The organism is Chitinophaga pinensis DSM 2588 (assembly GCF_000024005.1).
GTDB classification, from domain to species: Bacteria; Bacteroidota; Bacteroidia; order Chitinophagales; family Chitinophagaceae; genus Chitinophaga; species Chitinophaga pinensis.
Map to the genome: position 1 here is coordinate 4,960,214 of NC_013132.1, position 23,680 is coordinate 4,983,893.

A 23,680-nucleotide genomic window follows, 5' to 3' on the forward strand; every position below is an offset into this window, starting at 1 on the left:
TCTGGAATGCTCAAACTGCAAATTGTTAACTATGTTAAAACCGATGTTTCTAGGTGTTTGCCTTTCCGCTGTATGTTTCCATATTAATGCACAGGACAACACTGCCGTAATAATTAAAGATGTTACCTTGATTGACGGGAGCGGGGGAGCCGCCCGTTCCCATGTCAGTCTGCTGATAAAAGACGATACTATCGCGGCCATATTACCTGCCGGCACCAATTATCCCACAAAAGGCGCGGAAGAGATCAACGGCAGCGGTAAAACGATCATGCCGCTGATGGTAGATGCGCACAGTCATCTTGGTCTGCTGAAAGGCACCGACATCTCCGCTCAAAACTTTACGCCCGATAATGTAACCCGTCAGCTGAACCAATACCTGAGTTATGGTGTGGGTACTGTATTGAGTCTGGGTACGGATCAGCCTACCGGCTTTTTCATGCGTGACGCTTCCCGTGCAGGCATGATGAGCGGGGCTTCCTTTTATACAGCTGGTTTTGGATTCGGCGCTCCCCGGGGCACGCCGCCGGTGGCATTTGGACCCAGCATATTGCGTCCCGTAAATGCAGATCAGGCGCTGGAGGAAATGCGTCATCTGGCAACCCTGAAGCCTGATTTTGTAAAGATCTGGGTGGATGGCAGTCCGAAGCTCCTGCCTGAAATATACCGTGCCATCATTGCAGAGGCACATACCCACAATATCAAAGTAGCCGCTCACGTTTATTACCTGGAAGATGCACATCAGCTGGTAGATGCCGGTGTTGATGTATTAGCGCACAGTATCCGTGATCAGGAAGTCGACGATGCGCTGATCAAGGCGATGAAGCAGAAGAATGTCTATTATATCCCCACGCTTTGTATAGAAGATTTCGGCCTGTCCTATGGCCTCATTAGCCCCGGATGGTTTACAGATCCGTTTTTTATGCGCTCGCTGGAGCCAGGCGTATGGGATATGCTGAACAGCGACGACTATCGTAAAAAGCAAAATGAGGACAAGGACAAAGCCCGTAAGATACAGGCGTTTGCCATTGCTAAAAGGAACTTTCAGAAAATGGATAGCGCAGGCGTGAAAATCGCTATGGGGACAGATTCCGGTGCACAGCCGGTAAGGGCGCAGGGATTCTCTGAACACCGTGAGCTGCAGCTGATGGCTGAATCAGGTATTCCTGTTTTAAAGGTGATCAGTTATGCCACTCACGGGGGCGCCGCTTTATTGGGTATCGATGCAGAAACCGGTACCCTGCAACCAGGCAAAAAAGCAGACTTTATGGTACTTGATGCCGATCCACAACTTGATATCAGGGCCACCACAAATATCAGTTCCATCTGGAAAAACGGAAAACAGATACAATAATCAAAATAAGGCGTCGCCAACACGCCTGGGGAAACAACATGAGATCAGCATTCAACATTGGCTTATGCCTGTTATTGTCCGTAACGGCGTTAACAGGATATGGTCAGCACAAAAAGAAAAAGACTGTAAAAGCGAAACCGAAGGCCAAAACAGCAGTCGTTGCGAAGGCCGTAGGACCTGCTTATTCCTCCGCACAGCAATTACAGATGCGCAAATCGTTCTACCTGTTATATGTGCTTGAAAGAAATGGCGCCGCGCATAATGTGGTGGTAAAAGATGCTGCGTTCAACGCAATTGCAAAGGACAGACAGGAACGCCTGGCTGCCGCTTATGCTTCCTGCGGAGATGGCGTGTGTATGGGACAGGCAATTGCCTGGACACCGGAAGAGGTCAGCGCAGTGGCGGATGAATTTAAGCGGCTGACGGTGACAGACAATGATATGGCGCAGATAGTCGAGCGGCTGAAGATAGAATCCCGTTATCCGCTGTACAATAACGATGCGGATACTACTTTTATCAGAAAAGCGTGGGAAGATGTTGCTGCGGGTATGAACCATATTTTCAGGGTGTATCTGCAAGGCGTTGCGCCGCGTTATCCTAAGATAGATTCCATTTCCTTCCGTCCGAATGATGCCGCTTTTGTACAGAAAGTAAAAACGGCGACACAGCAGGTACTGGCTGTCGGCGCGGGTAGTACTTTTTTCAAACAGCCGCTGATGGGATCTCTGGAAGCGCTGGAAATCAATGGCAGAGACGAGGCTATCCGTTATGAGCCTTTATATAAAGGCGCGAATGCGGCTCCTTTTGCCAAATCAAGAAGGATCAACTGGAATGCTTATAAGTATACGTCTATCATGGTGCCGGGTAGCGGTCCGGGTAAGCCGGGTAAGACCATGGATACGATGGGTATGTACCGTTGCGGATTGGCAGCTGATATGTACAATAAAGGTGTAGCGCCTTTCATTATTGTTTCCGGCGGACATGTGCATCCTTATAAGACGCCCTTCTGCGAAGCAGTAGAGATGAAAAAGTATATGGTGAGCAAGTTGGGTATTCCTGACAGTGCGGTGATCATTGAGCCACATGCGAGACATACGACGACCAACATCCGCAATGCTGTAAGACTAGCCTATCTTTTCAATATGCCGGCAGCAAAGCCGATGCTGATCGTGTCTGATTCGTTTCAGTCACTGGCAATTGAAAAGATGGCCATCCGTTTTATGAATGAAATAGGCTATCTGCCATACGAAGGACTGGAGAGGAAGAGCCCTACGGAAAATGTGATCATGCCTGACCTGCGGGCATGGCAGCAGGATCCTGAAGATCCGCTCGATCCCTAAGCCAGTTCCGACCCTTCATCACCCTGGTTACCATCATGGCGGCTACTGTATCTCCGGTGGCGTTCAGAATGGTAGCCAGGGGATCGACCAGGGTACCGATGACCATCACTGCCGGCAGGGCTTCTATCGGAAACCCATAAACAGACATCACGAGCAGTTCCCCGATATAACCACCGTTTGGAATACCCCCTTCCACAATACTTACGATCACAGTGACCCCTAATGCCAGCAGTACGGTATCTACACCGGTCAGCGGACGGCCAAACATCGCGAATACCACACCGATTTTAATGATAGAAGAGATACTGGAGCCGTCCTTGTGCAAGGAACCGCCCAGTGGCACTACCACGTTTCCAATGTGTTCCGGAATCCCCATGCGTTGAGCGGCCGTCAGATTGGCCGGGATGGTGGCGATGCTGCTACAGGATCCCAGGGCTGTAAAAGTAGGAATGAGGTTGTTTTTCCAGTAGATCTTCACGCCTGCGAAGCCGCCGGCCAGGAAAGCGTATACGCTGAAAAGTACGATGAAATAAAAGAGGCCGAATCCGTAGTAGACCGCCATGGAGCTGGCATAGGTGCCAAAGAGCTGTGGACCGAGCGTACCTACCTGGTAAGCGAAGTAGGCCCCCAGACCGACAGGACCGAGTACCATGATAATGTCCAGGAAGGATTTCATGACTTCGTTGCCGGAGTGCAGGAAATTGCGGAATGCCTTACCAGCTTCACCCGCTTTCAGGGCTGCAAAGCCTGTCAGCGCGGAGAAAATAATAAAAGGCAGCATGTTTTTCCGGGACAGTAGTTCGAAGAATTCCCCGGTTGTGAGCAGTTTTACGATCTGTTCACCAAAACCAGCAGGATGCGTGTTTTCGTCGGGTACGAAGGTCCCTGGCGCTACTGCTTTCAGTGGGAAGATCCAGACGGCTACGATGGTGAGGAATGCCGATACCAGCACGGTACCAAGGAAAACGAAGGTCATGACGGAGATGACCTTGCCTAGTTTTTGTCCGGGGTCTATATTGGCAATCGCAGAAGAAATAGCGAAGAAAACCAGCGGAATGACCGCTGTAAAGAGCAGGTTGAGGAAGATATCACCGATTGGTTTGATCACTTCCACCCGTTGCCCGAAGATCAGTCCGAGGATACTGCCGGCGATGATACCGCCGAGTAGGGTCAGCAGACTGCTGTAATTTTTGAGAATGTTCCGCATATGGCGTCAAATATATCGAAAAGTCCATTTAATAACCAGGGAAGTAGTTTGGGCGGCAATCAGGCGTAATAGCTTGACTGATGCAAGTATGTACCTGTTGGCAGGCGGTTTGGCGAGAGGGCTCTTAAGGTCAGGGAGGCTTTGCTTTTTATTCAGTAGGTCGCCATCGATTTTTGGAGTTTTATGTAATAAAAAATATAATTGTTAGATTGACATTTATCATTAACTTGCGTTAAGTAGCGATTGATTTTGTAAGAATAGGGTGCCCGGTTATTCCACTGTTATAGAAGACTTATCCGCCAGATATTCTCTTCTGATTTTATTGTTCCATACATACTGACAGGCTGGTTGTGTTTATCAGGATTGTTTTCACATTTGAGTTGAATGGATGTGTGTGTCGGGCGATGTAAAAACGCGTGTTTTATTAACAAAGGTTTCTGCGAGCTGCATGCAAATTTCCCAGGTAATTTTTGCCGCATGCGGCCGATTCAATAACGTGAACTAGATCGGCGAAGGTCGAATTCATTCGACCTTCTTCTTTTACATTTTCCCTGACGAATATTTAGTGAGCCATCTTTCCGGTTGTCTGTCTGCGTTGTTCCTGTATGCGCTGCCACAAAAGTCCATTTTCCTGTATATCTGCTTCCTGATTTGCTCAGTCCGCGATAACTGTGTTATATGTATTTGCGCAGCGGGAGAGTCCTTGGTTAGTTTGCCAAAGATGTATTGATAATTGCTGCTTTCCCCGGAAAGAGATAATTTTAGCCCTTATGACCGATGACGAAATATTAGCAGCATTCAAAGAGAGGAGGACGACTTACGATACTTATCTTCAGGCGAACGAGATTCAATTGTGTACCTGTCCCGGCTGTGGTTTTCCTTCACTGACTGACCGGGGAGAGTTCGAGATCTGCATTATCTGCTTTTGGGAAGATGATGGACAGGATGATCATGCTGACAGCATACTAAGCGGGTTATTTGAAGAACTTCAGCTATCCGGCCCTAATCAGGGACTATCACTTATAGAAAACAGGATTAATATCGGGCGAATACTGGAAAGTAATGCTGATATGATCAATGGCGAAATAGACTTAAACACTGCACGTGTGTTAGAGACCATTGCTTTTTATCAGCTGCGGAGAATGGATATTGAGGGACGGATGACGGGAGAAGAGTCCGCGCAGGATCATATCTGGCTGGAGTGGCAGGAGGTGAGAAAGGACTTACAGACGGCGCTTGTTGTGCCGAAGCTACCTGAATAACAGGTACTATATGGCTAGTTGCCCGGGCGAAGAGGTGGACTTGATCCGGTATTGCTATGGTGATGCGGGGGAGCTGTCATGTAAGCTTTGATGTTGTCGACGAGAATGATCGGAGCATGAAGGGGCGGCTGCTGAAGGACGTAGCAGCGGGTAAAATAGATGTATGTTCGAAATAGCGGGTAGAAAAATAGGCAACAAAGATAACAGGATGGTAGCTGCGTGTTTATTCTAACTGTGTGATAGCAGGATAGCGGTATGTATGTACCGGAAGAGGTGTGTTGTACAGATGTGTTGTTGCTCGTTGGATATGCGTGTGTACTTTAAAGCGTTTTATCGCTTCAGGAGGTATCACGGCAATGACATCTGCGGCAACATATCGTTGATCACGGGACGGACCATCCTGGCGCATTCCTCTCACTTGTAAGGTCAGGATCAGCGTTCCTTCTCCGGCAACGAACAGGGGAATGGTCAATCCTTCGAAAGGTTTCCCTGGGTATATGGTTGTAACGACGGTATCAGTGCCAGTTACACGGCGTGTATCAAAATCAATCCGAACGGCGATGGCTTTTATTTCCAGGGCGCTAAAGCGTCCGTATGGGGGTATTTCCTGTGCGGGAATATACAGTTCATCATTCCCGGAAAGCGTGGGTTTTACTGGGAGGAAACGATCTATGCCGATCTGCTGGTTAAAGCGGAAACCATTAATAGCAGCGTTATCGCCGTTAGCAGCAATCAGTAAGCTATTGAGTCGATTTACATGGCTGCTGTCGCAGCGTACGTCCAGTTCATGATAGCAGGCATTGCGGATAAGCCGGCTTTTTCTGCTGGCTATGCCAAAGCGTTTGGCTGCTTTGCGGGTAGCGATCGTCTGACGTACTATTTGCGGTGCGCCACGGAGGAAATATTTACCGTTGCGCTCATAGCCGATCTGCGGACCGAGTTTACCGGTAAAGGTGATAATGGATTGTTGTTTTGCCATCGATGTTGATTTTGTGCATACTGAATTTAATCATAATCCGGCGGCGGGCGGCGCTGGATGGCTGGGATATTATCCACTAATTGCAGTGGCGGATGTGGAAAACCAGCGCAAGCGGCTTCTCTTTATGGACTCTTCCCTTAATTTACTAGCTTTGGGCCTGCAAATCGTAAAACAGGCATATGAAAAAGGCATTTATTTTCGACATGAACGGCACGATGATCGATGATATGGCATATCATTTAGAGGGCTGGTTTAATATTCTGAATGATGACCTGGGGGCAGGTATGACCCGGGAGGCGGTGAAGAGGGAGATGTATGGTAAGAATCAGGAGTTGCTGATCCGTATTTTCGGGAAGAACCGTTTTACGGAGGCAGAGATGGATGCATTATCCATGGAAAAGGAGCGGAAGTACCAGCAGGCGTATCTGCCGCACCTTCGTTTGATTCCGGGACTGGACACTTTCCTGGAAGCAGCTGAGAAAGAGGGTATCCTGATGGGTATCGGTACGGCGGCTATTCCGTTTAACGTGGATTTTGCGCTGGACAACCTACAGATCCGCCACTATTTTAAAAGTATCATTACTGCGAATGATGTTGCTACGAGTAAACCGAATCCTGAGGTTTTCCTAAAGGCGGCGGAGGAACTGGGCGTTGATCCTGCGAACTGTATTGTATTTGAGGATGCGCCAAAAGGAGTAGAGGCAGCTGCAAATGCGGGTATGAAAGCGGTGGTACTGACGACTATGCATACTGCTGAGGAGTTTATTGGCTTTGACAACATACTCACGTTTGTGCCTGATTACACGACACTTAGCACCAGTGGTTTGTTCAGATAATCCTGGTTGTCTATCTGCCTTAGCGCAGCGATAAATAGTTGATGGTCCTGGCGATAGCCAGGGCCATTTTTATTGCGAGCCGGCTCCTATCGGAAAAGATAGTAAGTCCTGGTTAGTTGGTTTCCCAAGCCGGCTAACGGCGTTTGTGGTGTGGGGTTCCTGCAGCGTTGCAGGCTATTCTGATCTTTGATAAAAATTAATTGTAAAATTGACATTTATATTTCTATATTGTGCTAAATAAGCGGTCTGCAGTTTTAAATGCTGGCAATATCAACACTCTGTTTTATATTAGCGGAATTAAATTCCTGCAAAGTATGACACGTTATTCCCGGCAAACCCGGATGCTGGTAGCTGTAGACTGTATTATTTTCGGTTTTGACGGACAGGATCTAAAGCTTTTGCTGATCAAACGCGGCTTTGAGCCGGAGAAAGGGAAATGGAGCCTGATGGGAGGTTTCGTTCAGCCTGATGAAGATCTGGAGCAGGCAGCGGCGCGTACGCTGACTAAGCTGACAGGACTGGACGGGGTTTACATGGAGCAGCTTGGCTCTTTCGGTCATCCCGGCAGGGACCCGATGGAAAGAACGCTTTCAGTAGCCTATTTCGCCCTGATCGACATCAATCAATACAAACAGCAGATCACTGATGAGTATAAGGCAGAGTGGTTCCCGCTCAAAGATGCCCCTAAACTGATCTTTGATCACGCCGATATGGTTGAAGAGGCTCAGGCCAGGTTACGTTACAAAGCGGCGATCCACCCGCTGTTGTTTGAGCTGTTACCGACCAGATTCACAATTCCGCAGTTACAGATACTGTTTGAAGCAGTATATGATGCCGGCTTTGACAAGCGTAATTTCAGCAGGAAGGTTTTATCTACCGGCTTGCTTGTCAAACAAAAAGAAAAAGAGAGGGCTACTTCCAAAAGGGGAGCATTCTATTATAAGCTGGATAAAAGAAAATACAGCGCCAAATTCCACGCCTTCCTCAATTTTGTTTCCGATCCGGGAAATTTGAAATAGGCCATCACTGATATGATGGTCACTGTTGATACAGTGATAATCATATCAGCGTTTTTTTGCCTTTTTTTATAATTGTCTTTTTGACAATAAAGTATATACGAACAATTATTCATTTTTAAATTAAGCGGCTGTTTCCTGCTATAGGTGGGAGGCATGTCAGGATTGTACGTTATGGAAAATTCATTTGTAATAGGTGTCGACTTCGGTACCGATTCAGTGCGCTCTCTCGTAGTAAATACTCAGACAGGACAGGAAGCCGGCAGTGCAGTGCATTACTACCCTCGCTGGCAGAAAGGATTATACTGTGACCCGGCTACGCAACAATACAGGCAGCACCCGCTGGATTACCTGGAAGGGCTGGAGCATAGTATCCGTGAAGCATTGCAGCAATGTCCTCCGGGTACGGCGGCCCTGGTGAAAGGGATCGCCGTAGACACGACCGGTTCTACGCCGGGTCCGGTAGATGAAACCGGTACGCCGCTGGCTTTGGTACCCGGATTTGAAGAGAATCCAAATGCCATGTTCGTCCTCTGGAAAGATCATACTGCCAATAAGGAAGCAGCCCTGATTAATGACATCGCGCATAGCAATGGGATGGATTATACCCAGTACAGTGGCGGTATTTACAGCAGCGAGTGGTATTGGGCCAAGATATTGCACGTTATTACAACTGATGATGCCGTACGTGAAAAGGCAGCTTCCTGGGTAGAGCATTGCGACTGGATCCCGGCTGTACTCACCGGCAATAAAAGCCTCAGCACCCTGTTACGCAGTCGTTGCGCAGCGGGTCATAAAGCGATGTGGCACGCCTCCTGGGGGGGCTTACCTCCGCGTACGTTTCTTGAAAAACTGAATCCCGCACTCACAAAATACGACCAGACATATACCGATACCGTTGAAGCGACCGTACCTGCCGGCACTATCAGTGCGGCATGGGCGGAGAAATTGGGTCTGCCAACAGATGTAATCATCGGCACCGGTGCATTTGACGCACACATGGGCGCCGTAGGCGGTGGTATCCAGTCTTACTCCCTCTGTAAAGTCATCGGTACCAGCACCTGCGATATCCTGGTAGCGCCTATGGAGGAAGCTGGGCATCTGTTTGTAAAAGGTATCTGCGGACAGGTAGATGGTTCGGTAATACCGGGTATGCTCGGATTGGAAGCGGGTCAATCCGCTTACGGCGATGTATTTGCCTGGCTGCGTAAACTGATCATGGGACCGATGTATGCCCTCTTACCGGATGAGCAGGACAAACTGGCCGCAGTAGAGGGCCGGTTGTTAGGCTACCTCTCGGCACAGGCGCAGCAATTGCCATTGAAAGAGAATGATCCGCTGGCACTGGACTGGTTTAATGGTCGTCGTACGCCAGACGCTAATCACACGCTGAAAAGCACCATTACAGGTTTACACCTTGGTATAGACGCTGTACAGGTGTTCAAAGCACTGGTAGAAGCCACCGCTTTCGGGGCGCAAAGCATCGCAGCGCGTTTCGAGAAAGAAGGTATCGCGATCAAAGAAGTGATCGCCCTGGGTGGCGTAGCCAAGAAATCAGGTTATGCCATGCAGGTACTGGCAGATGTCATGAACCGTCCTATCCGCATTGTCAATAGTGAGAATGCATGTGCACTGGGCGCGGCTATGTTTGCAGCAGTAGCAGCAGGTGTATATCCTGATATTGATCAGGCACAGCAGGCAATGACTTCCGGATTTGAAACGACCTGGCAGCCCCGCCAGGAGAATGTGGCTTATTACGCCGCCCGTTACCGCAAATTCCAGGAACTGGGCGCTATCACCGAAAAACTATACGTATGAGCAAACAATATCAGGGCATAAAAGAGCAGGCTTACGAAGCCAATATGCAATTGCCTGCACTGGGACTGGTACTCTTTACATTCGGAAATGTAAGCGTAGTTGACCGTGCTGCCGGCGTATTTGCCATAAAACCCAGCGGCGTGCCTTATGTGCAGCTGTCGCCGGATCAGATGGTGATCGTTGACTTTGACGGTAACACCGTTGAAGGTAACAGCCGCCCCTCCTCGGATACCCAAACTCATGCGGTATTATACAAGCACTGGGATGATATCGGCGGTATCGTACATACGCATTCCACGTATGCAACTGCCTGGGCACAGGCACAGCGCGATATCCCTGTTTATGGTACTACGCACGCTGATCACCTTACCGCAGACGTACCCTGTGCAGCGCCTATGAGTGATGACATGATCAAGGGGAATTATGAATACCAAACCGGTTTTCAGATCATGCAATGCCTGCAGGAAAGAGGTCTTTCCCACAAGGATGTAGAGATGTTACTTGTCGGTAATCACGCTCCTTTTACCTGGGGTAAAACAGCTGATAAAGCGGTCTATAATGCCGCTGTGCTGGAAGAAGTAGCACGTATGGCATTTCTTACGGAGAGTATCCGTCCGGAATGTCCGAAGCTGAAAGAGGCGCTGATTAAAAAACATTTTGAACGCAAACACGGGCCCGATGCTTATTATGGACAATAGCGCAGGTCATCACCTATAAATTCCAACAGCATGATACAGTTGAAGCAATTTGAAGCCTGGTTTATCACAGGCAGCCAGCATCTTTACGGAGAAGAAACTTTAAAGCAGGTAGCGGCGCATGCTGAAAAGATCGCGCAGTCCCTGAGCAATGAAGCCAATATACCGGTACGCATCGTCTTTAAACCAGTCGTAAAGACGCCTGACGAAATTTATCGTATCTGTCAGGAAGCGAATACAGCGCCTGATTGTATCGGCGTCATCGCATGGATGCATACTTTTTCTCCAGCCAAAATGTGGATCGGCGGACTGAAAGTATTACAACGTCCATTGCTGCACCTGCATACCCAATTTAACCGCGACATCCCATGGGGTGATATAGATATGGACTTCATGAACCTGAACCAGTCCGCACATGGTGACCGTGAGTTTGGTTTTATGATGTCAAGAATGCGTATGGATCGTAAAGTAGTGGCAGGCCACTGGCAGGATCCGGACGTCGTTGCAGAAATCGGCGTATGGCTGCGCGCAGCTGCCGGTTGGTTTGACTGGCAGGGTGCACGTTTTGCCCGTATAGGCGATAATATGAGACAGGTAGCTGTTACCGAAGGGGATAAAGTAGAAGCAGAACTGCAGTTCGGTTATTCCGTTAATGGTTACGGTATCGGTGATGTCGTGAAATACATTAATGGCATCAGCGACGCGGCTATCGGTAAACTGGTGCAGGAATACCAGGATACCTATACGTTGTCAGCCGCTTTACAGAAGAACGGCGCACAACATGCCTCCCTGCTGGAAGCCGCACGTATCGAGTTAGGTCTGCGTGCATTCCTGGAAGAAGGCAGATTCAAAGGCTTTACTGATACCTTCGAAGACCTGCATGGTATGGAACAATTGCCGGGTATTGCTGTGCAACGTCTGATGGCAGATGGTTATGGTTTCGGCGGAGAGGGCGACTGGAAGACCGCTGCATTAGTGAGAGCCATGAAGGTAATGGGAAGTGGTTTGCCGGGTGGTAACTCCTTCATGGAAGACTATACATATCATTTTGATCCGGATAACAGACTGGTGCTGGGTGCGCATATGTTAGAGATCTGTTCTTCTATAGCGAGCGGTAAGGCGTCCTGTGAGATACATCCATTGGGTATTGGTGGTAAAGCGGATCCGGTAAGATTGGTGTTTAATGTAGCCAGCGGACCGGCGATTAATGCGTCAGTGATTGATATGGGTAACCGGTTTAGATTGCTGGTGAATGAAGTGGAGGCTGTTGCACCATTGCATGAGCTGCCGAAATTGCCCGTGGCGAGGGTGTTGTGGAAGCCGTATCCGGATATGCGTACGGGGTGTGCCGCGTGGATCCAGGCGGGTGGTGCGCATCATACTTGTTACAGCCAGAATCTCGGGGCTGCGCATATGCAGGATTTTGCTGACATGGCGGGTATTGAGTATGTGAAGATCGGTCAGCAAACGGATTTGTATCAGTTCCGGAATGAGTTGCGGTGGAATGATGCGTTTTATCTGATGAAAGGATTTAAGTAATTAAAGATCGATAGGCTGAATAAGCCAATGATGACGTGGAATATCAATCGCCGGTCCGTTTCGTACGGATCGGCTTTTTATTTTGGACGAGTTGATGCGGTTTTTTGATACGTATTATTGGGTAGTGAGATGCGGGTTTGATGCGGTTTTTGAGGTGTGGTATTGGGTGGTGATGGGGAGGTTATGCTGCTGCGGGTTGAGGTGAGACGCGGGTTTGATGCGGTTTTTGAGGTGTGGTATTGGGTGGTGATAGGGGAGATTATGCTGCTGCGGGTTGAGGTGGGGACGCGGGTTTGATGCGGTTTTTTGAGGTGTGGTATTGGGTGGTGATAGGGGAGATTATGCTGCTGCGGGTTGAGGTGGGGACGCCGGGCTGACGCCCTTTTTGCGAGAAGGGCTATTGGGCGGTGAGGGGCGTGTTGGGCGTTGGGATGGGGGATTAAGCCTATCAAGCGGGGCGGGCTCTCAAAGGGCTAAGGCCCTTTGTCTCCACCTCAACCTCTCCGCTGATAACGTCAGGTGGATTGGTAAGGGCGTCTAAATATTAATGAGCTGTTTAATTGATCTTGTAATTGATCTTGTAGGTGTTCATTTTTAATGCTTAGATTTTGGTTACTAATTTTTGTTTGTTAATTCTTAATGTTTGGTGCTTGTTTGCCAATGTTTGTTTGTTGATGCCTGTTTGTTGATTCTTTTTTACTGATTCTTTTTTGCTGATGCTTGTTTATTAATTCTGTCCTGTTTATTAATTCTTAATTCCTAATTCTTAATTCTTAATTCCTAATTCTTTACAGTGTTTGCCAGTTTCTTACCAGCTCCGTTAATAATGTTTGTCCGGCGGGCCAGTCTCCCAGGTTGGAGTCGGCGTTGATGTGTCCTTTTTCGCCGGCATTGACAAACCGGCTTCCCCAGGCATTGGCGAAAGACCTGGCGCGTTCCAGGGTGGCATACTGGTCGTTGGTACTTGAAACCACAATACTTTTGAAGGGTAATGCAGACATCGGGATGGGGGAGAAGCCATGTGCTTCTTCAGGGAATCCTGGTCTTTCTGCGTCAGCCGGGGCTACCAGTAAGGCGCCTTTAATGCTGAGTTTTGTGTGTTGCGCCCAGTGGGCGAGTGCGATACATCCCAGGCTATGGGCGGCAATGACAACGTCCGGACCGGCTGCTGCTACGGCTTCCTCGATTGTCTTTATCCACTCTGTCATTTCTGGTGTGTCCCAATTTTGCTGATCGATACGTTTGTATCCGGGGTTGTGTTCCCAGATTGTTTGCCAATGCAATGGCCCTGAACCATGTAAACCTGGTGCAGTTAGTACGTTAACTTCCATAAATAACCCTTTTTTAAAATACTTCCTTTAGCAAGACAGATGATGGTATAATTGGCACAGCGTTCAACAATGTACAAAAAAGGAATAAAAATACAAGTAGCTCAACCGTTAACGAAACGCAAATTTCTGCGTATACCGGCATACTTGGACCGCTTCATGGGAGAGCGGCGGAATATGCGTTTGAATTCTTCTTCGGTGAGTTCTTCCCAGTCTTTGGTCGAAAAATTGAGGATTTCGGGAATGGGCGTAAATTCTACCGTCTTATTGGGTTTGGAAAAACGGTTCCAGGGGCATACGTCCTGGCAGGCATCACAGCCAAACATCCAGTTATCAAACTGTCCCTGCATGTTGTCAGGGATCAGTAATTCTTTCAGTTCTATGGTAAAATAGGAAATACAACGGCTGCCGTCTACTACTCCTGGTTCGACGAGAGCACCAGTAGGACAGGCGTCGAGACAACGGGTACAGGATCCGCAGAAATCACCTACGGGTCCGTCATACAGGAGTTCCAGGTCGGTAATGAGGGTGGCGATAAAGAAGAAGGAACCGGCCTGTTTATGGATCAGATTCCCGTTTTTGCCCAGCCATCCCAATCCGCTGCGTTGCGCCCAGCTTCTTTCCAGTACAGGGGCGGAGTCCACAAAGCCCCGTCCGCTGACAGCCCCGAATTCTTCCTGCATTCTTGCCAGCAGGGTGTTCAGTTTGGCTTTGATAACTTCATGATAGTCATGTCCATAGGCGTATTTGGAGATCTTGGGGGTATCCGTGCGCTGTTGCTCCCGGGGGTAGTAATTCAGGAGCAGGGTAATGACGGATTTTGCATTATCGACGAGTTTGCGGGGATCCACCCGTTTATCGAAATTGTTTTCCATATAATGCATGGATCCATGCATTCCCTTATGCAGCCACTTTTCCAGGCGACGGGCATCGTCATCCAGCTGCATTGCCTGTGCAATGCCGCAATGATCGAAACCGAGGTCGGCAGCATGCTTCTTAATAAAATCCGTATATTTTCCCCTTAGGTCCATGAGTGGCTGCAAGTTACATAAAAATAAAAGTATGCTATAGCAAGTGTTGGAATATCAATTTTACATACCTTCACTTTCAAATAATCCTTATATCCTTATATGCGTAGCAGATCTATTGTATTCCCCCTGCACCTTATAGTAGGTTGCCTTATCTCTTGTACAGCATTCTCACAATCGAAAGTTAAATTCGGAAAGATCTCACCAGAAGATTTTAAACCCACATCGTTCGAGAAAGATACTTCAGCCCATGCGGTGATTATTGCTGATGTCGGATCATCAGAATATGAAGCTGACAGAGATGACCTCCATATGATTTTTAAGCAGTACAAGCGTATTAAAATCATTGATAAGAATGCCTATGATGAAGCCACCGTCCGGGTGGGGCTTTATCATGTCGGCTCAGCAGAGGAAAAATTACAGAACGTAAAAGCCGTTGCCTACAACCTGGTAGACGGCAAGGTTGTAGAAACCAAAATGGACAGCAAAAGTATCTTTAATGACAAAGTCGGCAAGTCCGTAAACGTTAAAAAGTTTACCATTCCCGACGTGAAAGAAGGTACTATTATCGAGTATTCCTACACCGTTAACTCGCCATGGAAGTACAGTCTGAAAAGCTGGAGTTTCCAGGATGAGTATCCGGTGCTGTTAAGTGAATACACCGTAGAGATTCCAGAGTTTTATGACTTCGTTTTCCTGAAACAGGACGTGAACGGATTACTGAAACACAAGGCAGACATTGACAGAAAGACTTTTAACCTTAGTTATGAGTCCAGTCCGACTGCTGCTGCAGAGCATTTCAGTCTGGCGGCGAATACGGTTAAAAACGTCTGGTCTGCAGAAAACGTACCGGCGCTGAAAGAAGAAGGTTACACCACCTCACTTTCCAATCACATTACCAAGATCGAATTCCAGATCGCCGCTTTAAAGTTCCCCAACAGCCCTGTTAAGCCGATGATGGCTTCCTGGGATAAGTTTTCAGAGGAACTGTATAAAGATGAAGATTTCGGCGCAGACCTGGGTAAGAACAACGGTTACCTCGGCGACGTGGTAGACGGTCTGGTGGCTGGTGTGAAAGAAGATACCGCCAAAGCCCGCCGTATTTACAATTATGTACGGACCAACTTTACCTGTACGGATCATGATGGTCTGTACCTGAGTAAACCGCTGAAAACAGTCTTCACTTCCCACAATGGCAATGAGACGGATATTAACCTGTTGCTGGTTGCGATGTTGCGTCGTGCTAAACTGAAGGCGGATCCGATGATTCTCAGTACCCGTGATCATGGTGTGACCAATGAAATGTATCCGCTTGCTGCGCGCTTTAACTACACGGTGGCAACACTGACGGTTGATACGCTTTCGTATTTCCTGGATGCTTCCCTGTCATACCTCGGATTCGGTCGTCTGAGTTCTTCCTGTTATAATGGACATGCCCGTCTGTTGCTGGAAGGTACCACCCCGATGCCTGTTTATCTGAACCCGGATGACCTGGTAGAGCAGAAAACCACTTATGTCATGGTCATGGGAGGCGAAGGTGGTTCCCTGAAAGGCAGTTACCAGCAGATACCTACCTATTTTGAATCCTGCTCTATGCGTGCGGGTATAAAAGATAAAGGGAAGGATACTTATTTCAAAGGGCATGAGAAAGACTTTGGCGCTGAAACTACTATCAGTGGTGTTGAAGTAGAAGATATGAATGATAATGAGGTGCCTTTAAAAGTAAAATATGACTTCGAAATGAAGCCTGACGAATCAGGCATGTTGTATATCAATCCGCTGTTTAAAGAAGCGACACTGAAGAACCCTTTCCTGTCTGAAACGCGTTTCTACCCGGTAGAAATGTCGCATGTGATAGATGAAACCTATACGCTGAATCTGGCAATACCGGAAGGTTATGAAGTAGAAGAGCTGCCAAAATCCTCCGTAGTGAAACTGAACGAGACAGACGGTGTTTTCCAGTACCTGATCCAGGCGAGTGAAAACAATATCCAGTTCCGTTCCCGCATCAAATTGAGCAGAGCTGTATTTGCTCCGGAGGAATATGTAGAACTGCGCAGATTCTATGATATGATTGTTAAGAAACAATCAGAACAAATTGTACTGAAAAGAAAAAGCTAATCAATGTTTTCGTTTTTAACCAAAAAATACGCATCCGCAGTTTGTTACTGTGTATGCGTATTATTGTCCATAGGCCCGGCTTTTGCCGGAGACCCGATTTATCCGGCCATGCTGATTCCAGATTCTCTGAAGAAGAATGCACACGCGGTAACGCGTCTGGAAGAGGTGACCGTAAAGGTCAATGATCCCCGGGATGTGCGTATGACCATGCACTATATTGTTACGGTGCTGGATGCGGAAGGGGAGAAGTTTGCCTATTTCGCCGGTGGCTATGATAAATTGACGGAAATCCGTTCTATTAAAGGCACCTTATACGACGGACTGGGATTACCCATCAAAAAGCTTAAACAGAGCGATATACAGGATCTGAGCGGCACTGGCGGTGATCTGATGACGGATGACCGTATTAAACGCCACGTCTTTTATCACAACCTGTATCCGCACACCGTGGAGTATGAGGTGGAAATCAGGTATAATCATAGCTATTACCTTCCAAAATGGCGTCCGCAGGACGACGAATCCATTGCGGTAGAGCAGAGTAAACTGACCGTGATTACGCCAAAGGACTATTTACTCCGCTATAAGGCGCTCAATTATAAAGGCGAACCCTTATTGGGAAATGACGGATCCGACCGTACTTATACCTGGGAGGCGAAGAACCTTTGTGCTGTTCCGGAAGAACCTTATGCGCCACATTGGAGCACCCGTTCTATATCGGTGCTGCTGGCTCCGGCGTCATTTGAAATGGCACAGTATAAGGGGACGATGAATACCTGGGAAGAATTCGGGAAATTCTCCTATATACTGAATCAGGGAAGAGACGTACTGCCGGATAATATAAAGCAGACCGTACATCAGCTGACGGATGGTCTAGCCCGCGAGCAAAAGATCTCGAAGCTCTATGAATATCTGCAACAGCATACCCGTTATATCAGTGTACAATTGGGTATAGGCGGCTGGCAGACTTTCGATGCTGCTTATGTGGCCTCCAAAGGGTATGGCGACTGTAAGGCACTTTCCAATTATATGTGTGCAATGCTGAAGGAAGCGGGTGTTAAAGCCTCCTGTGTGCTGGTATATGCCGGGGAAGACAGGAATGATGTAACACTGGCAGATTTTCCTTCGCCCAGTTTCAATCACGTAATCGTATGCGTACCCGATACAAAAGATACGACATGGCTGGAATGCACCAGCAGTACAGTGCCTCTGGGCTATATGGGAGAATTTACCGGTAACAGGTCTGTGCTGATCGTAGACGAAAACGGGGGGAAACTGGTACGTACACCTGTCTATTCTATGGAGCAGAATGTACAGACACGTAATATCGTCGCTAAAGTGGAGGAATCCGGCGAAATGAGTGTCAGGGCTAATAGCCGTTATAGCGCATTACAGACGGATGACCTGCATTCAGCACTGAACAGCCTTACCAAAGAGAAACTGATGGAGGCGCTGAAACAAGTGGGCTTTTTCCCCAGTTACGAGGTGAAAAGTTATGACTGGAAGGAAACTAAGTCTGTGTTGCCATATATTGACGAGCGGATCGAAATTACTGCCCGTAACTATGCTACGATCACGGGTAAACGCATGTTCATCGAGCCTAACCTGATGAACAAGACTTCAAAGCGATTATCTGTTGATTCCGTACGCAGGGCAGACATCTACCTGAGTCATTCCTATCGTGATATCGATACCGTAAAGATCACTATTCCGGAGGGTTATACACCTGAAGCGATGCCTCAGCCAATGACCTTAGAGAGTCCTTTCGGGGTTTATTCTTCAAAAGTGAGTATCGAAGGGAATGTGATCACTTATATCCGTTCTATTGATCATAAAGGAGGTACTTACCCTGCCAGTTCCTATGGGGAGCTGGCAAAGTTCTATAATAGTATGTATAAAGCAGACAGGAGCAGGATCGTTCTCGTCAAAAAGTGAAATAATTGCAGTCCGGTGCCGGAAAAGCTGTAAAAACAGCAGTCCGGCACCGGTATTTCTGACAAAATGCCCCAACTGTTAACCTTGGACTATGTTTTGTTGTTCTCTATACGTCGTTTAGAAAGACGAAAAAGGAGAAAACAAAACTGTATATGAATCTGAACAACTTCACTATTAAATCGCAGGAAATACTGCAACAAGCGCAGCAACTGGCCTTCAATGGACAACAACAGGCCATTGAGACAGGGCACTTGCTGAAGGCCCTGCTGGAAGACCAGGACAGTGCTATCGACTATTTACTTAAAAAGAACAATATAAATGTCAACTTCCTGTCTTCCAGACTGGAAGATCAAATAAAGAAATACCCCCGTATTTCCGGCGGGGAAGCCGGGCAGGTATTAGGCCGCGATGCGAATAACGCCATGCTCAGAGCTGGCTCCAGCATCAAGGAGTTTAAAGACGAATTTGTGAGTGTCGAACACCTGTTACTAGGTATACTGGGTGGCAGTGACGACACTGCCAAATTGCTGAAAGATGCAGGTTTGACAGAAAAAGGTCTGAAGGCTGCTATCAAAGATCTGCGTAAGGGTAGTACCGTCAATTCTCAAACTGCTGATACCCAATATAATTCCCTTCAGAAGTATGCAAAGAACCTGAATGAACTGGCACGTGCCGGTAAACTGGATCCTGTCATCGGTCGTGATGAAGAGATCCGCAGGACCCTGCATATCCTTTCCCGCCGTTCCAAAAATAACCCTATCCTGGTCGGAGAACCTGGTGTAGGTAAGACAGCGATCGTGGAAGGGTTGGCGCATCGTATCATCAACGGAGACGTGCCTGAGAACCTGCGTTCCAAGATCATTTATGCCCTTGATATGGGTGCATTGATGGCTGGCGCTAAATACAGAGGGGAATTCGAAGAAAGACTGAAATCAGTGATTAAAGAGGTGACGGAAAGCAACGGGGAACTGGTGCTCTTTATAGACGAGATTCATACCCTTGTAGGCGCTGGCGCTATGGAAGGCGCGATGGACGCTGCCAACATTCTGAAACCGGCCCTGGCCCGTGGTGAATTACGTGCCATCGGCGCCACCACACTGACAGAATACCAGAAATATTTTGAGAAAGATAAAGCCCTGGAACGCCGTTTCCAGAAAGTGATGGTAGACGAGCCAAACGTGGAAGATGCCATATCTATCCTCCGTGGTCTGAAAGAGCGTTACGAAAGCCATCACCATGTGCTGATCAAAGACGAAGCGATCATTGCGGCGGTTGAATTATCGCACCGCTATATTACGGATCGTTTCCTGCCGGATAAAGCGATTGACCTGATTGATGAAAGTGCAGCCAAACTCCGCCTGGAGATGAACTCCATGCCGGAGGAACTGGACGAACTGGAACGTCGTATCAGACAACTGGAAATTGAAAGAGAAGCGATCAAACGTGAGAATGATGAAGACAAGCTGCGTGAGCTGAACGGGGAGATTGCCCGTCTGGGAGAACAGCGCAGCACTTTCAAAGCAAAATGGCAGGAGGAAAAAGAGATCGTAGATAAACTGCAGGCTGCTAAAGGCGATATTGAAAATCTGAAGCTGGAAGCAGAACAGGCAGAACGTAACGGGGAATACGGCCGTGTAGCCGAGATCCGTTATGGTAAGGTAAAAGAACAGGAAGAACTGATTGCAAAATATACAGCGGAGCTGAATGAAATGTCGACAGACCATAAGCGTTTGTTGAAAGAAGAGGTAGACGCAGAAGATATTGCGGAAAACGTTGCCAAAGCGACAGGTATTCCGGTATCGAGGATGTTGCAGAGTGAAAGAGACAAACTGCTCAACCTGGAAGAAGAATTGCACAAACGTGTGGTTGGTCAGGAAGAAGCGATCGTCGCTGTATCTGATGCGATCCGCAGAAGCAGGGCAGGATTACAGGATCCTAAACGTCCGATAGGTTCGTTTATCTTCCTGGGTACCACCGGCGTCGGTAAAACCGAACTGGCAAAAGCCCTGGCAGAGTACCTGTTTGACGACGACTCCATGATGACGCGCATCGACATGAGCGAATACCAGGAGAAACACGCCGTGAGCCGTCTGGTAGGTGCCCCTCCGGGATATGTGGGATATGATGAAGGCGGACAGCTGACAGAAGCCGTAAGACGTAAACCTTATTCTGTCGTGCTGCTGGATGAAATAGAAAAGGCGCATCCGGATACTTTTAACATTTTGTTACAGGTATTAGATGATGGTCGTCTGACAGATAATAAGGGTCGTGTGGTGAACTTTAAAAACACCATTATCATCATGACCAGCAACATGGGTAGCCAGATTATCCAGGAGAATTTCGAAAGGATTGACGAGAGCAACCGTGAGGACGTAGTAGATGCTACCAAAGCAGAGGTAATGAACTTACTGAAACAGACTATCCGTCCGGAGTTCCTGAACCGTGTGGACGAGGTGATTATGTTCCAGCCATTGCTTCGCGAAGAAATTAAGGGAATAATTAACATTCAGTTACAACAGTTAAAGGACCTGGTAGCGCAAAATGGCATGATATTGGAATTCTCTGACTATGCGCTCGACTACCTGGCCGTTCAGGGTTATGACCCTCAATTCGGCGCAAGACCACTGAAAAGGTTGATACAGAAAGAGATCATCAATCTGCTGAGTAAAAAGATACTTGCAGGGGATATCGATAAGACTAAGCCGGTGCTGATTGACGTGTTTGACGGAGTAGTAGTCATCAGGAACAATCACACAATAGGCGCATAACAAAATTTTCTATTCAAATACGACGATATACAGTTACGAATACCCGGGTAATTCTTTATCCGGGTTTTTTTATGCAATTCGGATCATAGCGATCTTTCCTATCTTTATAACCAATTGTATTTAATGACGATTCAACAAATACTGTGTAATATCTATCCGCTGCCGCCTCAATCTTTGGCGCAGTTAGAAAGTATTGCTGAACAAAAAAGTCATCCCAAAGGACATTTGTTGTTAAGGGCCGGACGGATCGAGGATCAGGTGTATTTTATCAAACAGGGGATTGCCCGTGCATTTTCAGAGAAGCGTGACCGGAACGTTACTTTCTGGTTCGGACAGGAAGGGGATGCCGTGGTGTCCATGAGAAGTTATGTTGAACAGAAACCCGGCTATGAGCATATAGAGTTGCTGGAAGACTGTAAATTGTTTCAGATGGAGGCGGCGAAACTCCAGGGCTTATACCGGCAGGATATCAATATTGCCAACTGGGGAAGGAAATTTGCAGAAAAAGAGATCATCAAAACAGAGAACAGACTGATCAAATTACAGATCGGTAGTGCCAGTGAACGGTATAAGGAATTTATGGAGGAAAACCCGGCTTTACTTCAGCGGGTGCCGCTTGGGCATATCGCCTCTTATCTTGGTATATCGGCAGTAAGTCTAAGCCGTATCAGGGCCGGAAAAAGCTAATTATTTAACATTTGTAAAGTCCAGGCGTCTATTCAGGGTCTAATTTTGCCCCGAAATAAAAATGACTATGAACTGGATCATTCTGATAATCGGCGGACTATTCGAAGTAGGATTTACTTTTAGCTTAGGGAAAGCAAAAGAGGCGACAGGTAATACGGTATATTTCTGGTATGCCTGTTTTGCGGCCTGTCTGACATTGAGCATGTATATGCTGATGAAGGCCACGCAGACCTTGCCCCTGGGTACCGCTTATGCCGTATGGACGGGTATTGGCGCGGTAGGTACCGTATTGGTAGGTATCCTTGTATTTAAGGAGCCGGCTACCTTTCTGCGTGTATTGTTCATTACGACGCTGATCGGCTCTATTATCGGCTTAAAAGTGGTTTCACCGCACTAAATAACACTTGTCTTTATCATAGCAGACCTGATGGAGGAACATTTTGGAACAAAATGCGCCGCTCCATCAGGTTTCCTTTTTATAGAACCTTTACTAATCACCTTCGGGTTTCTGGCTGAAGGATCGCTATCACAAAGCTGGTGTTAGGTCTGTACTCACGGCGCGTCATTTTTCTGTATTTTTGGTACAAAGCAACATTTATGATCGGAGAAAGAGAAAAACGGTTTATGCAGATGGCGGTGGACCTTTCCCGCGAGGGGATGGAAAAAGGGGACGGCGGTCCTTTCGGCGCTATCGTTGTACGGGGAGAAGAGATCGTAGGACGTGGCTGGAACCAGGTATTGTCATTCAATGACCCTACGGCGCATGCGGAAGTCGTAGCGATCAGGGATGCCTGTGCCAATCTGAATACCTTCCAGCTACACGATTGTGAGATATTTACCTCCTGTGAACCCTGCCCGATGTGCCTGGGGGCTATTTACTGGGCCAGACCCCAACGTGTGTATTTCGCCAATACAAAGGACGATGCCGCAGCCATTGATTTTGATGACTCATTTATCTACCGGGAAATTCAGGTACCACACTCAGATAAGAAGATCCCGTTTATAGCGTTTCCGTCTGCATCCGCTGCTGCGGTATTCAGGGATTGGCAGATTAAAGGAGACAGGACGCTGTATTAATTAGGAATTAGCAATTAGGAATTAAGAATTGGTTAGCCTTTATATGGAGAAAGAGCTTTCAGGGGAGAGCTATGTGAATTAGGAATTAAGAATTAAGAATTAAGAATTAAGAATTAGGAATTAGGAATTAGGAATTAGGAATTAGGAATTAGGAATTTTGCCTTATTATGAAACAGAAAATTGATAATCAGAGAGATTATCGCAATTCTTATTTTTTTGTGATCAGGTAATGATGAAGCGGCCGCTCGGTTATACCGGGCGGCCGCTTCATAGTAAAATATTTAGAATAAAAAATCAGAGATTGTCAGCCCTACTTGTGTAGAGAGGCTTTCTATTTAAACGTAAGGCTAAGCAATTCCTAATTCTTAATTCCTAATTCCTAATTGAAATGAATTAGGCAGCTTTTTTAGGCGCAGCGTGATGTGCTTTGTGCATTTTAGCAGTTGTGTCTGCAGCTGGTTTCTCGGTTTTAGCTTTTTCTTTCTTAGCAGGTTTCGCAGCTGGCGTCTGTGCGAAAGTGACAGCGCTAACACTCATAAATACCGCTGCTACAATAAGACCTTTTTTAATGTTCATGATCGTAAGTTTTAAAAATGTGTTTGAGAGATGAATTGTTTTCAATTACTGAAGTAAAGGTACTGCTGGAATGAGCGCGTATCGGGTGGTTTCGGTGAAAAGGGGCTAAGTGTCGTTGAA

General features: G+C 47.3%; 19 protein-coding genes. 14 read left to right on the top strand and 5 right to left on the bottom strand.

Going from position 1 to position 23,680, the window contains the following annotated elements:
* Positions 1-31 precede the first annotated feature (31 nt).
* On the top strand, positions 32-1,351 hold the full coding sequence (locus CPIN_RS19810) for an amidohydrolase family protein (RefSeq protein WP_044219221.1): 1,320 nt from the start codon (positions 32-34) through the stop codon (positions 1,349-1,351).
* 38 nt (positions 1,352-1,389) lie between these two features.
* Positions 1,390-2,691: a YdcF family protein gene (locus tag CPIN_RS36840; protein ID WP_012791622.1), complete on the top strand. Its 1,302-nt coding sequence runs from the start codon at positions 1,390-1,392 to the stop codon at positions 2,689-2,691.
* Here CPIN_RS36840 and CPIN_RS19820 read toward each other — a convergent pair.
* A complete protein-coding gene (locus CPIN_RS19820) occupies positions 2,636-3,898 on the bottom strand; it encodes a dicarboxylate/amino acid:cation symporter (protein ID WP_012791623.1) in 1,263 nt (420 codons plus the stop codon). The two genes, CPIN_RS36840 and CPIN_RS19820, sit on opposite strands and share 56 nt — an antisense overlap.
* 770 nt (positions 3,899-4,668) lie before the next feature.
* On the opposite strand from CPIN_RS19820, the gene CPIN_RS39180 reads away from it, so the two are divergent.
* Entirely contained in the window at positions 4,669-5,160 is a 492-nt protein-coding gene (locus tag CPIN_RS39180) for a CPCC family cysteine-rich protein (protein ID WP_012791624.1), read from the top strand.
* Between the two features lie 223 nt (positions 5,161-5,383).
* Here the strand turns inward: CPIN_RS39180 and CPIN_RS19830 are convergent, their stop codons facing one another.
* Positions 5,384-6,139, bottom strand: coding sequence for a hypothetical protein (locus tag CPIN_RS19830; RefSeq protein WP_012791625.1), 756 nt, complete (start codon positions 6,137-6,139; stop codon positions 5,384-5,386).
* A gap of 179 nt (positions 6,140-6,318) precedes the next feature.
* On the opposite strand from CPIN_RS19830, the gene CPIN_RS19835 reads away from it, so the two are divergent.
* The 5 genes from CPIN_RS19835 (at position 6,319) to araA (ending at position 12,043) form a co-directional block, all read left to right on the top strand.
* Complete coding sequence (locus CPIN_RS19835; protein ID WP_012791626.1) at positions 6,319-6,975, top strand: HAD family hydrolase; 657 nt, start codon at positions 6,319-6,321, stop codon at positions 6,973-6,975.
* Between the two features lie 314 nt (positions 6,976-7,289).
* Positions 7,290-7,994, top strand: coding sequence for an NUDIX hydrolase (locus CPIN_RS19840; RefSeq protein WP_012791627.1), 705 nt, complete (start codon positions 7,290-7,292; stop codon positions 7,992-7,994).
* A gap of 171 nt (positions 7,995-8,165) precedes the next feature.
* Positions 8,166-9,809: a ribulokinase gene (locus CPIN_RS19845; RefSeq protein ID WP_012791628.1), complete on the top strand. Its 1,644-nt coding sequence runs from the start codon at positions 8,166-8,168 to the stop codon at positions 9,807-9,809.
* On the top strand, positions 9,806-10,507 hold the full coding sequence (locus CPIN_RS19850; RefSeq protein WP_012791629.1) for an L-ribulose-5-phosphate 4-epimerase: 702 nt from the start codon (positions 9,806-9,808) through the stop codon (positions 10,505-10,507). The genes CPIN_RS19845 and CPIN_RS19850 overlap by 4 nt, the downstream gene beginning before the upstream one ends.
* Before the next feature lie 30 nt (positions 10,508-10,537).
* Positions 10,538-12,043 (top strand): L-arabinose isomerase, encoded by a 1,506-nt coding sequence (gene araA / locus CPIN_RS19855; RefSeq protein ID WP_012791630.1) that lies wholly within the window; start codon positions 10,538-10,540, stop codon positions 12,041-12,043.
* A gap of 788 nt (positions 12,044-12,831) precedes the next feature.
* Here the strand turns inward: araA and CPIN_RS19860 are convergent.
* Both CPIN_RS19860 and queG read right to left on the bottom strand, forming a co-directional pair.
* A complete protein-coding gene (locus tag CPIN_RS19860; protein WP_012791631.1) occupies positions 12,832-13,374 on the bottom strand; it encodes an RBBP9/YdeN family alpha/beta hydrolase in 543 nt (180 codons plus the stop codon).
* Between the two features lie 101 nt (positions 13,375-13,475).
* Entirely contained in the window at positions 13,476-14,402 is a 927-nt protein-coding gene (gene queG / locus CPIN_RS19865; protein WP_012791632.1) for a tRNA epoxyqueuosine(34) reductase QueG, read from the bottom strand.
* Positions 14,403-14,501: 99 nt separating this feature from the next.
* Between queG and CPIN_RS19870 the strand changes: the two genes are divergently transcribed.
* From CPIN_RS19870 to CPIN_RS19895, 6 genes are all read left to right on the top strand, one after another.
* Complete coding sequence (locus tag CPIN_RS19870) at positions 14,502-16,520, top strand: DUF3858 domain-containing protein (RefSeq protein ID WP_012791633.1); 2,019 nt, start codon at positions 14,502-14,504, stop codon at positions 16,518-16,520.
* A 3-nt stretch (positions 16,521-16,523) separates the two neighbouring features.
* Positions 16,524-18,452 (top strand): DUF3857 domain-containing transglutaminase family protein, encoded by a 1,929-nt coding sequence (locus tag CPIN_RS19875; protein WP_012791634.1) that lies wholly within the window; start codon positions 16,524-16,526, stop codon positions 18,450-18,452.
* Positions 18,453-18,604: 152 nt separating this feature from the next.
* The gene (gene clpB, locus CPIN_RS19880; RefSeq protein WP_012791635.1) at positions 18,605-21,220 is read left to right on the top strand and encodes an ATP-dependent chaperone ClpB; all 2,616 of its coding nucleotides are present in this window, start codon (positions 18,605-18,607) and stop codon (positions 21,218-21,220) included.
* 123 nt (positions 21,221-21,343) lie between these two features.
* Positions 21,344-21,907 (top strand): Crp/Fnr family transcriptional regulator, encoded by a 564-nt coding sequence (locus tag CPIN_RS19885; protein ID WP_012791636.1) that lies wholly within the window; start codon positions 21,344-21,346, stop codon positions 21,905-21,907.
* Positions 21,908-21,974: 67 nt separating this feature from the next.
* Positions 21,975-22,304: a DMT family transporter gene (locus CPIN_RS19890; RefSeq protein ID WP_012791637.1), complete on the top strand. Its 330-nt coding sequence runs from the start codon at positions 21,975-21,977 to the stop codon at positions 22,302-22,304.
* 200 nt (positions 22,305-22,504) lie between these two features.
* Positions 22,505-22,984 carry a nucleoside deaminase gene (locus CPIN_RS19895; protein WP_012791638.1) on the top strand — a complete coding sequence of 160 codons (480 nt, stop codon included), beginning with the start codon at positions 22,505-22,507 and terminating at the stop codon, positions 22,982-22,984.
* A 393-nt stretch (positions 22,985-23,377) separates the two neighbouring features.
* On the opposite strand, the gene CPIN_RS19900 is transcribed toward CPIN_RS19895, so the two are convergent.
* Positions 23,378-23,560 (bottom strand): hypothetical protein, encoded by a 183-nt coding sequence (locus CPIN_RS19900; RefSeq protein WP_012791639.1) that lies wholly within the window; start codon positions 23,558-23,560, stop codon positions 23,378-23,380.
* Positions 23,561-23,680: the final 120 nt, after the last annotated feature.

What these genes read in the sequence shown, in the direction of transcription:
- CPIN_RS19860 (WP_012791631.1), bottom strand. Translation starts at nt 13,374, where the DNA reads ATGGAAGTTAACGTACTAACTGCACCAGGTTTACATGGTTCAGGGCCA.
- CPIN_RS19885 (WP_012791636.1), top strand. Translation starts at nt 21,344, where the DNA reads ATGACGATTCAACAAATACTGTGTAATATCTATCCGCTGCCGCCTCAA.
- CPIN_RS39180 (WP_012791624.1), top strand. Translation starts at nt 4,669, where the DNA reads ATGACCGATGACGAAATATTAGCAGCATTCAAAGAGAGGAGGACGACT.
- CPIN_RS19835 (WP_012791626.1), top strand. Translation starts at nt 6,319, where the DNA reads ATGAAAAAGGCATTTATTTTCGACATGAACGGCACGATGATCGATGAT.
- clpB (WP_012791635.1), top strand. Translation starts at nt 18,605, where the DNA reads ATGAATCTGAACAACTTCACTATTAAATCGCAGGAAATACTGCAACAA.
- CPIN_RS19845 (WP_012791628.1), top strand. Translation starts at nt 8,166, where the DNA reads ATGGAAAATTCATTTGTAATAGGTGTCGACTTCGGTACCGATTCAGTG.
- CPIN_RS19900 (WP_012791639.1), bottom strand. Translation starts at nt 23,560, where the DNA reads ATGAACATTAAAAAAGGTCTTATTGTAGCAGCGGTATTTATGAGTGTT.
- araA (WP_012791630.1), top strand. Translation starts at nt 10,538, where the DNA reads ATGATACAGTTGAAGCAATTTGAAGCCTGGTTTATCACAGGCAGCCAG.
- CPIN_RS19870 (WP_012791633.1), top strand. Translation starts at nt 14,502, where the DNA reads ATGCGTAGCAGATCTATTGTATTCCCCCTGCACCTTATAGTAGGTTGC.
- CPIN_RS19820 (WP_012791623.1), bottom strand. Translation starts at nt 3,898, where the DNA reads ATGCGGAACATTCTCAAAAATTACAGCAGTCTGCTGACCCTACTCGGC.
- CPIN_RS19840 (WP_012791627.1), top strand. Translation starts at nt 7,290, where the DNA reads ATGACACGTTATTCCCGGCAAACCCGGATGCTGGTAGCTGTAGACTGT.
- CPIN_RS19850 (WP_012791629.1), top strand. Translation starts at nt 9,806, where the DNA reads ATGAGCAAACAATATCAGGGCATAAAAGAGCAGGCTTACGAAGCCAAT.
- queG (WP_012791632.1), bottom strand. Translation starts at nt 14,402, where the DNA reads ATGGACCTAAGGGGAAAATATACGGATTTTATTAAGAAGCATGCTGCC.
- CPIN_RS19875 (WP_012791634.1), top strand. Translation starts at nt 16,524, where the DNA reads ATGTTTTCGTTTTTAACCAAAAAATACGCATCCGCAGTTTGTTACTGT.
- CPIN_RS19810 (WP_044219221.1), top strand. Translation starts at nt 32, where the DNA reads ATGTTAAAACCGATGTTTCTAGGTGTTTGCCTTTCCGCTGTATGTTTC.
- CPIN_RS19890 (WP_012791637.1), top strand. Translation starts at nt 21,975, where the DNA reads ATGAACTGGATCATTCTGATAATCGGCGGACTATTCGAAGTAGGATTT.
- CPIN_RS36840 (WP_012791622.1), top strand. Translation starts at nt 1,390, where the DNA reads ATGAGATCAGCATTCAACATTGGCTTATGCCTGTTATTGTCCGTAACG.
- CPIN_RS19895 (WP_012791638.1), top strand. Translation starts at nt 22,505, where the DNA reads ATGATCGGAGAAAGAGAAAAACGGTTTATGCAGATGGCGGTGGACCTT.
- CPIN_RS19830 (WP_012791625.1), bottom strand. Translation starts at nt 6,139, where the DNA reads ATGGCAAAACAACAATCCATTATCACCTTTACCGGTAAACTCGGTCCG.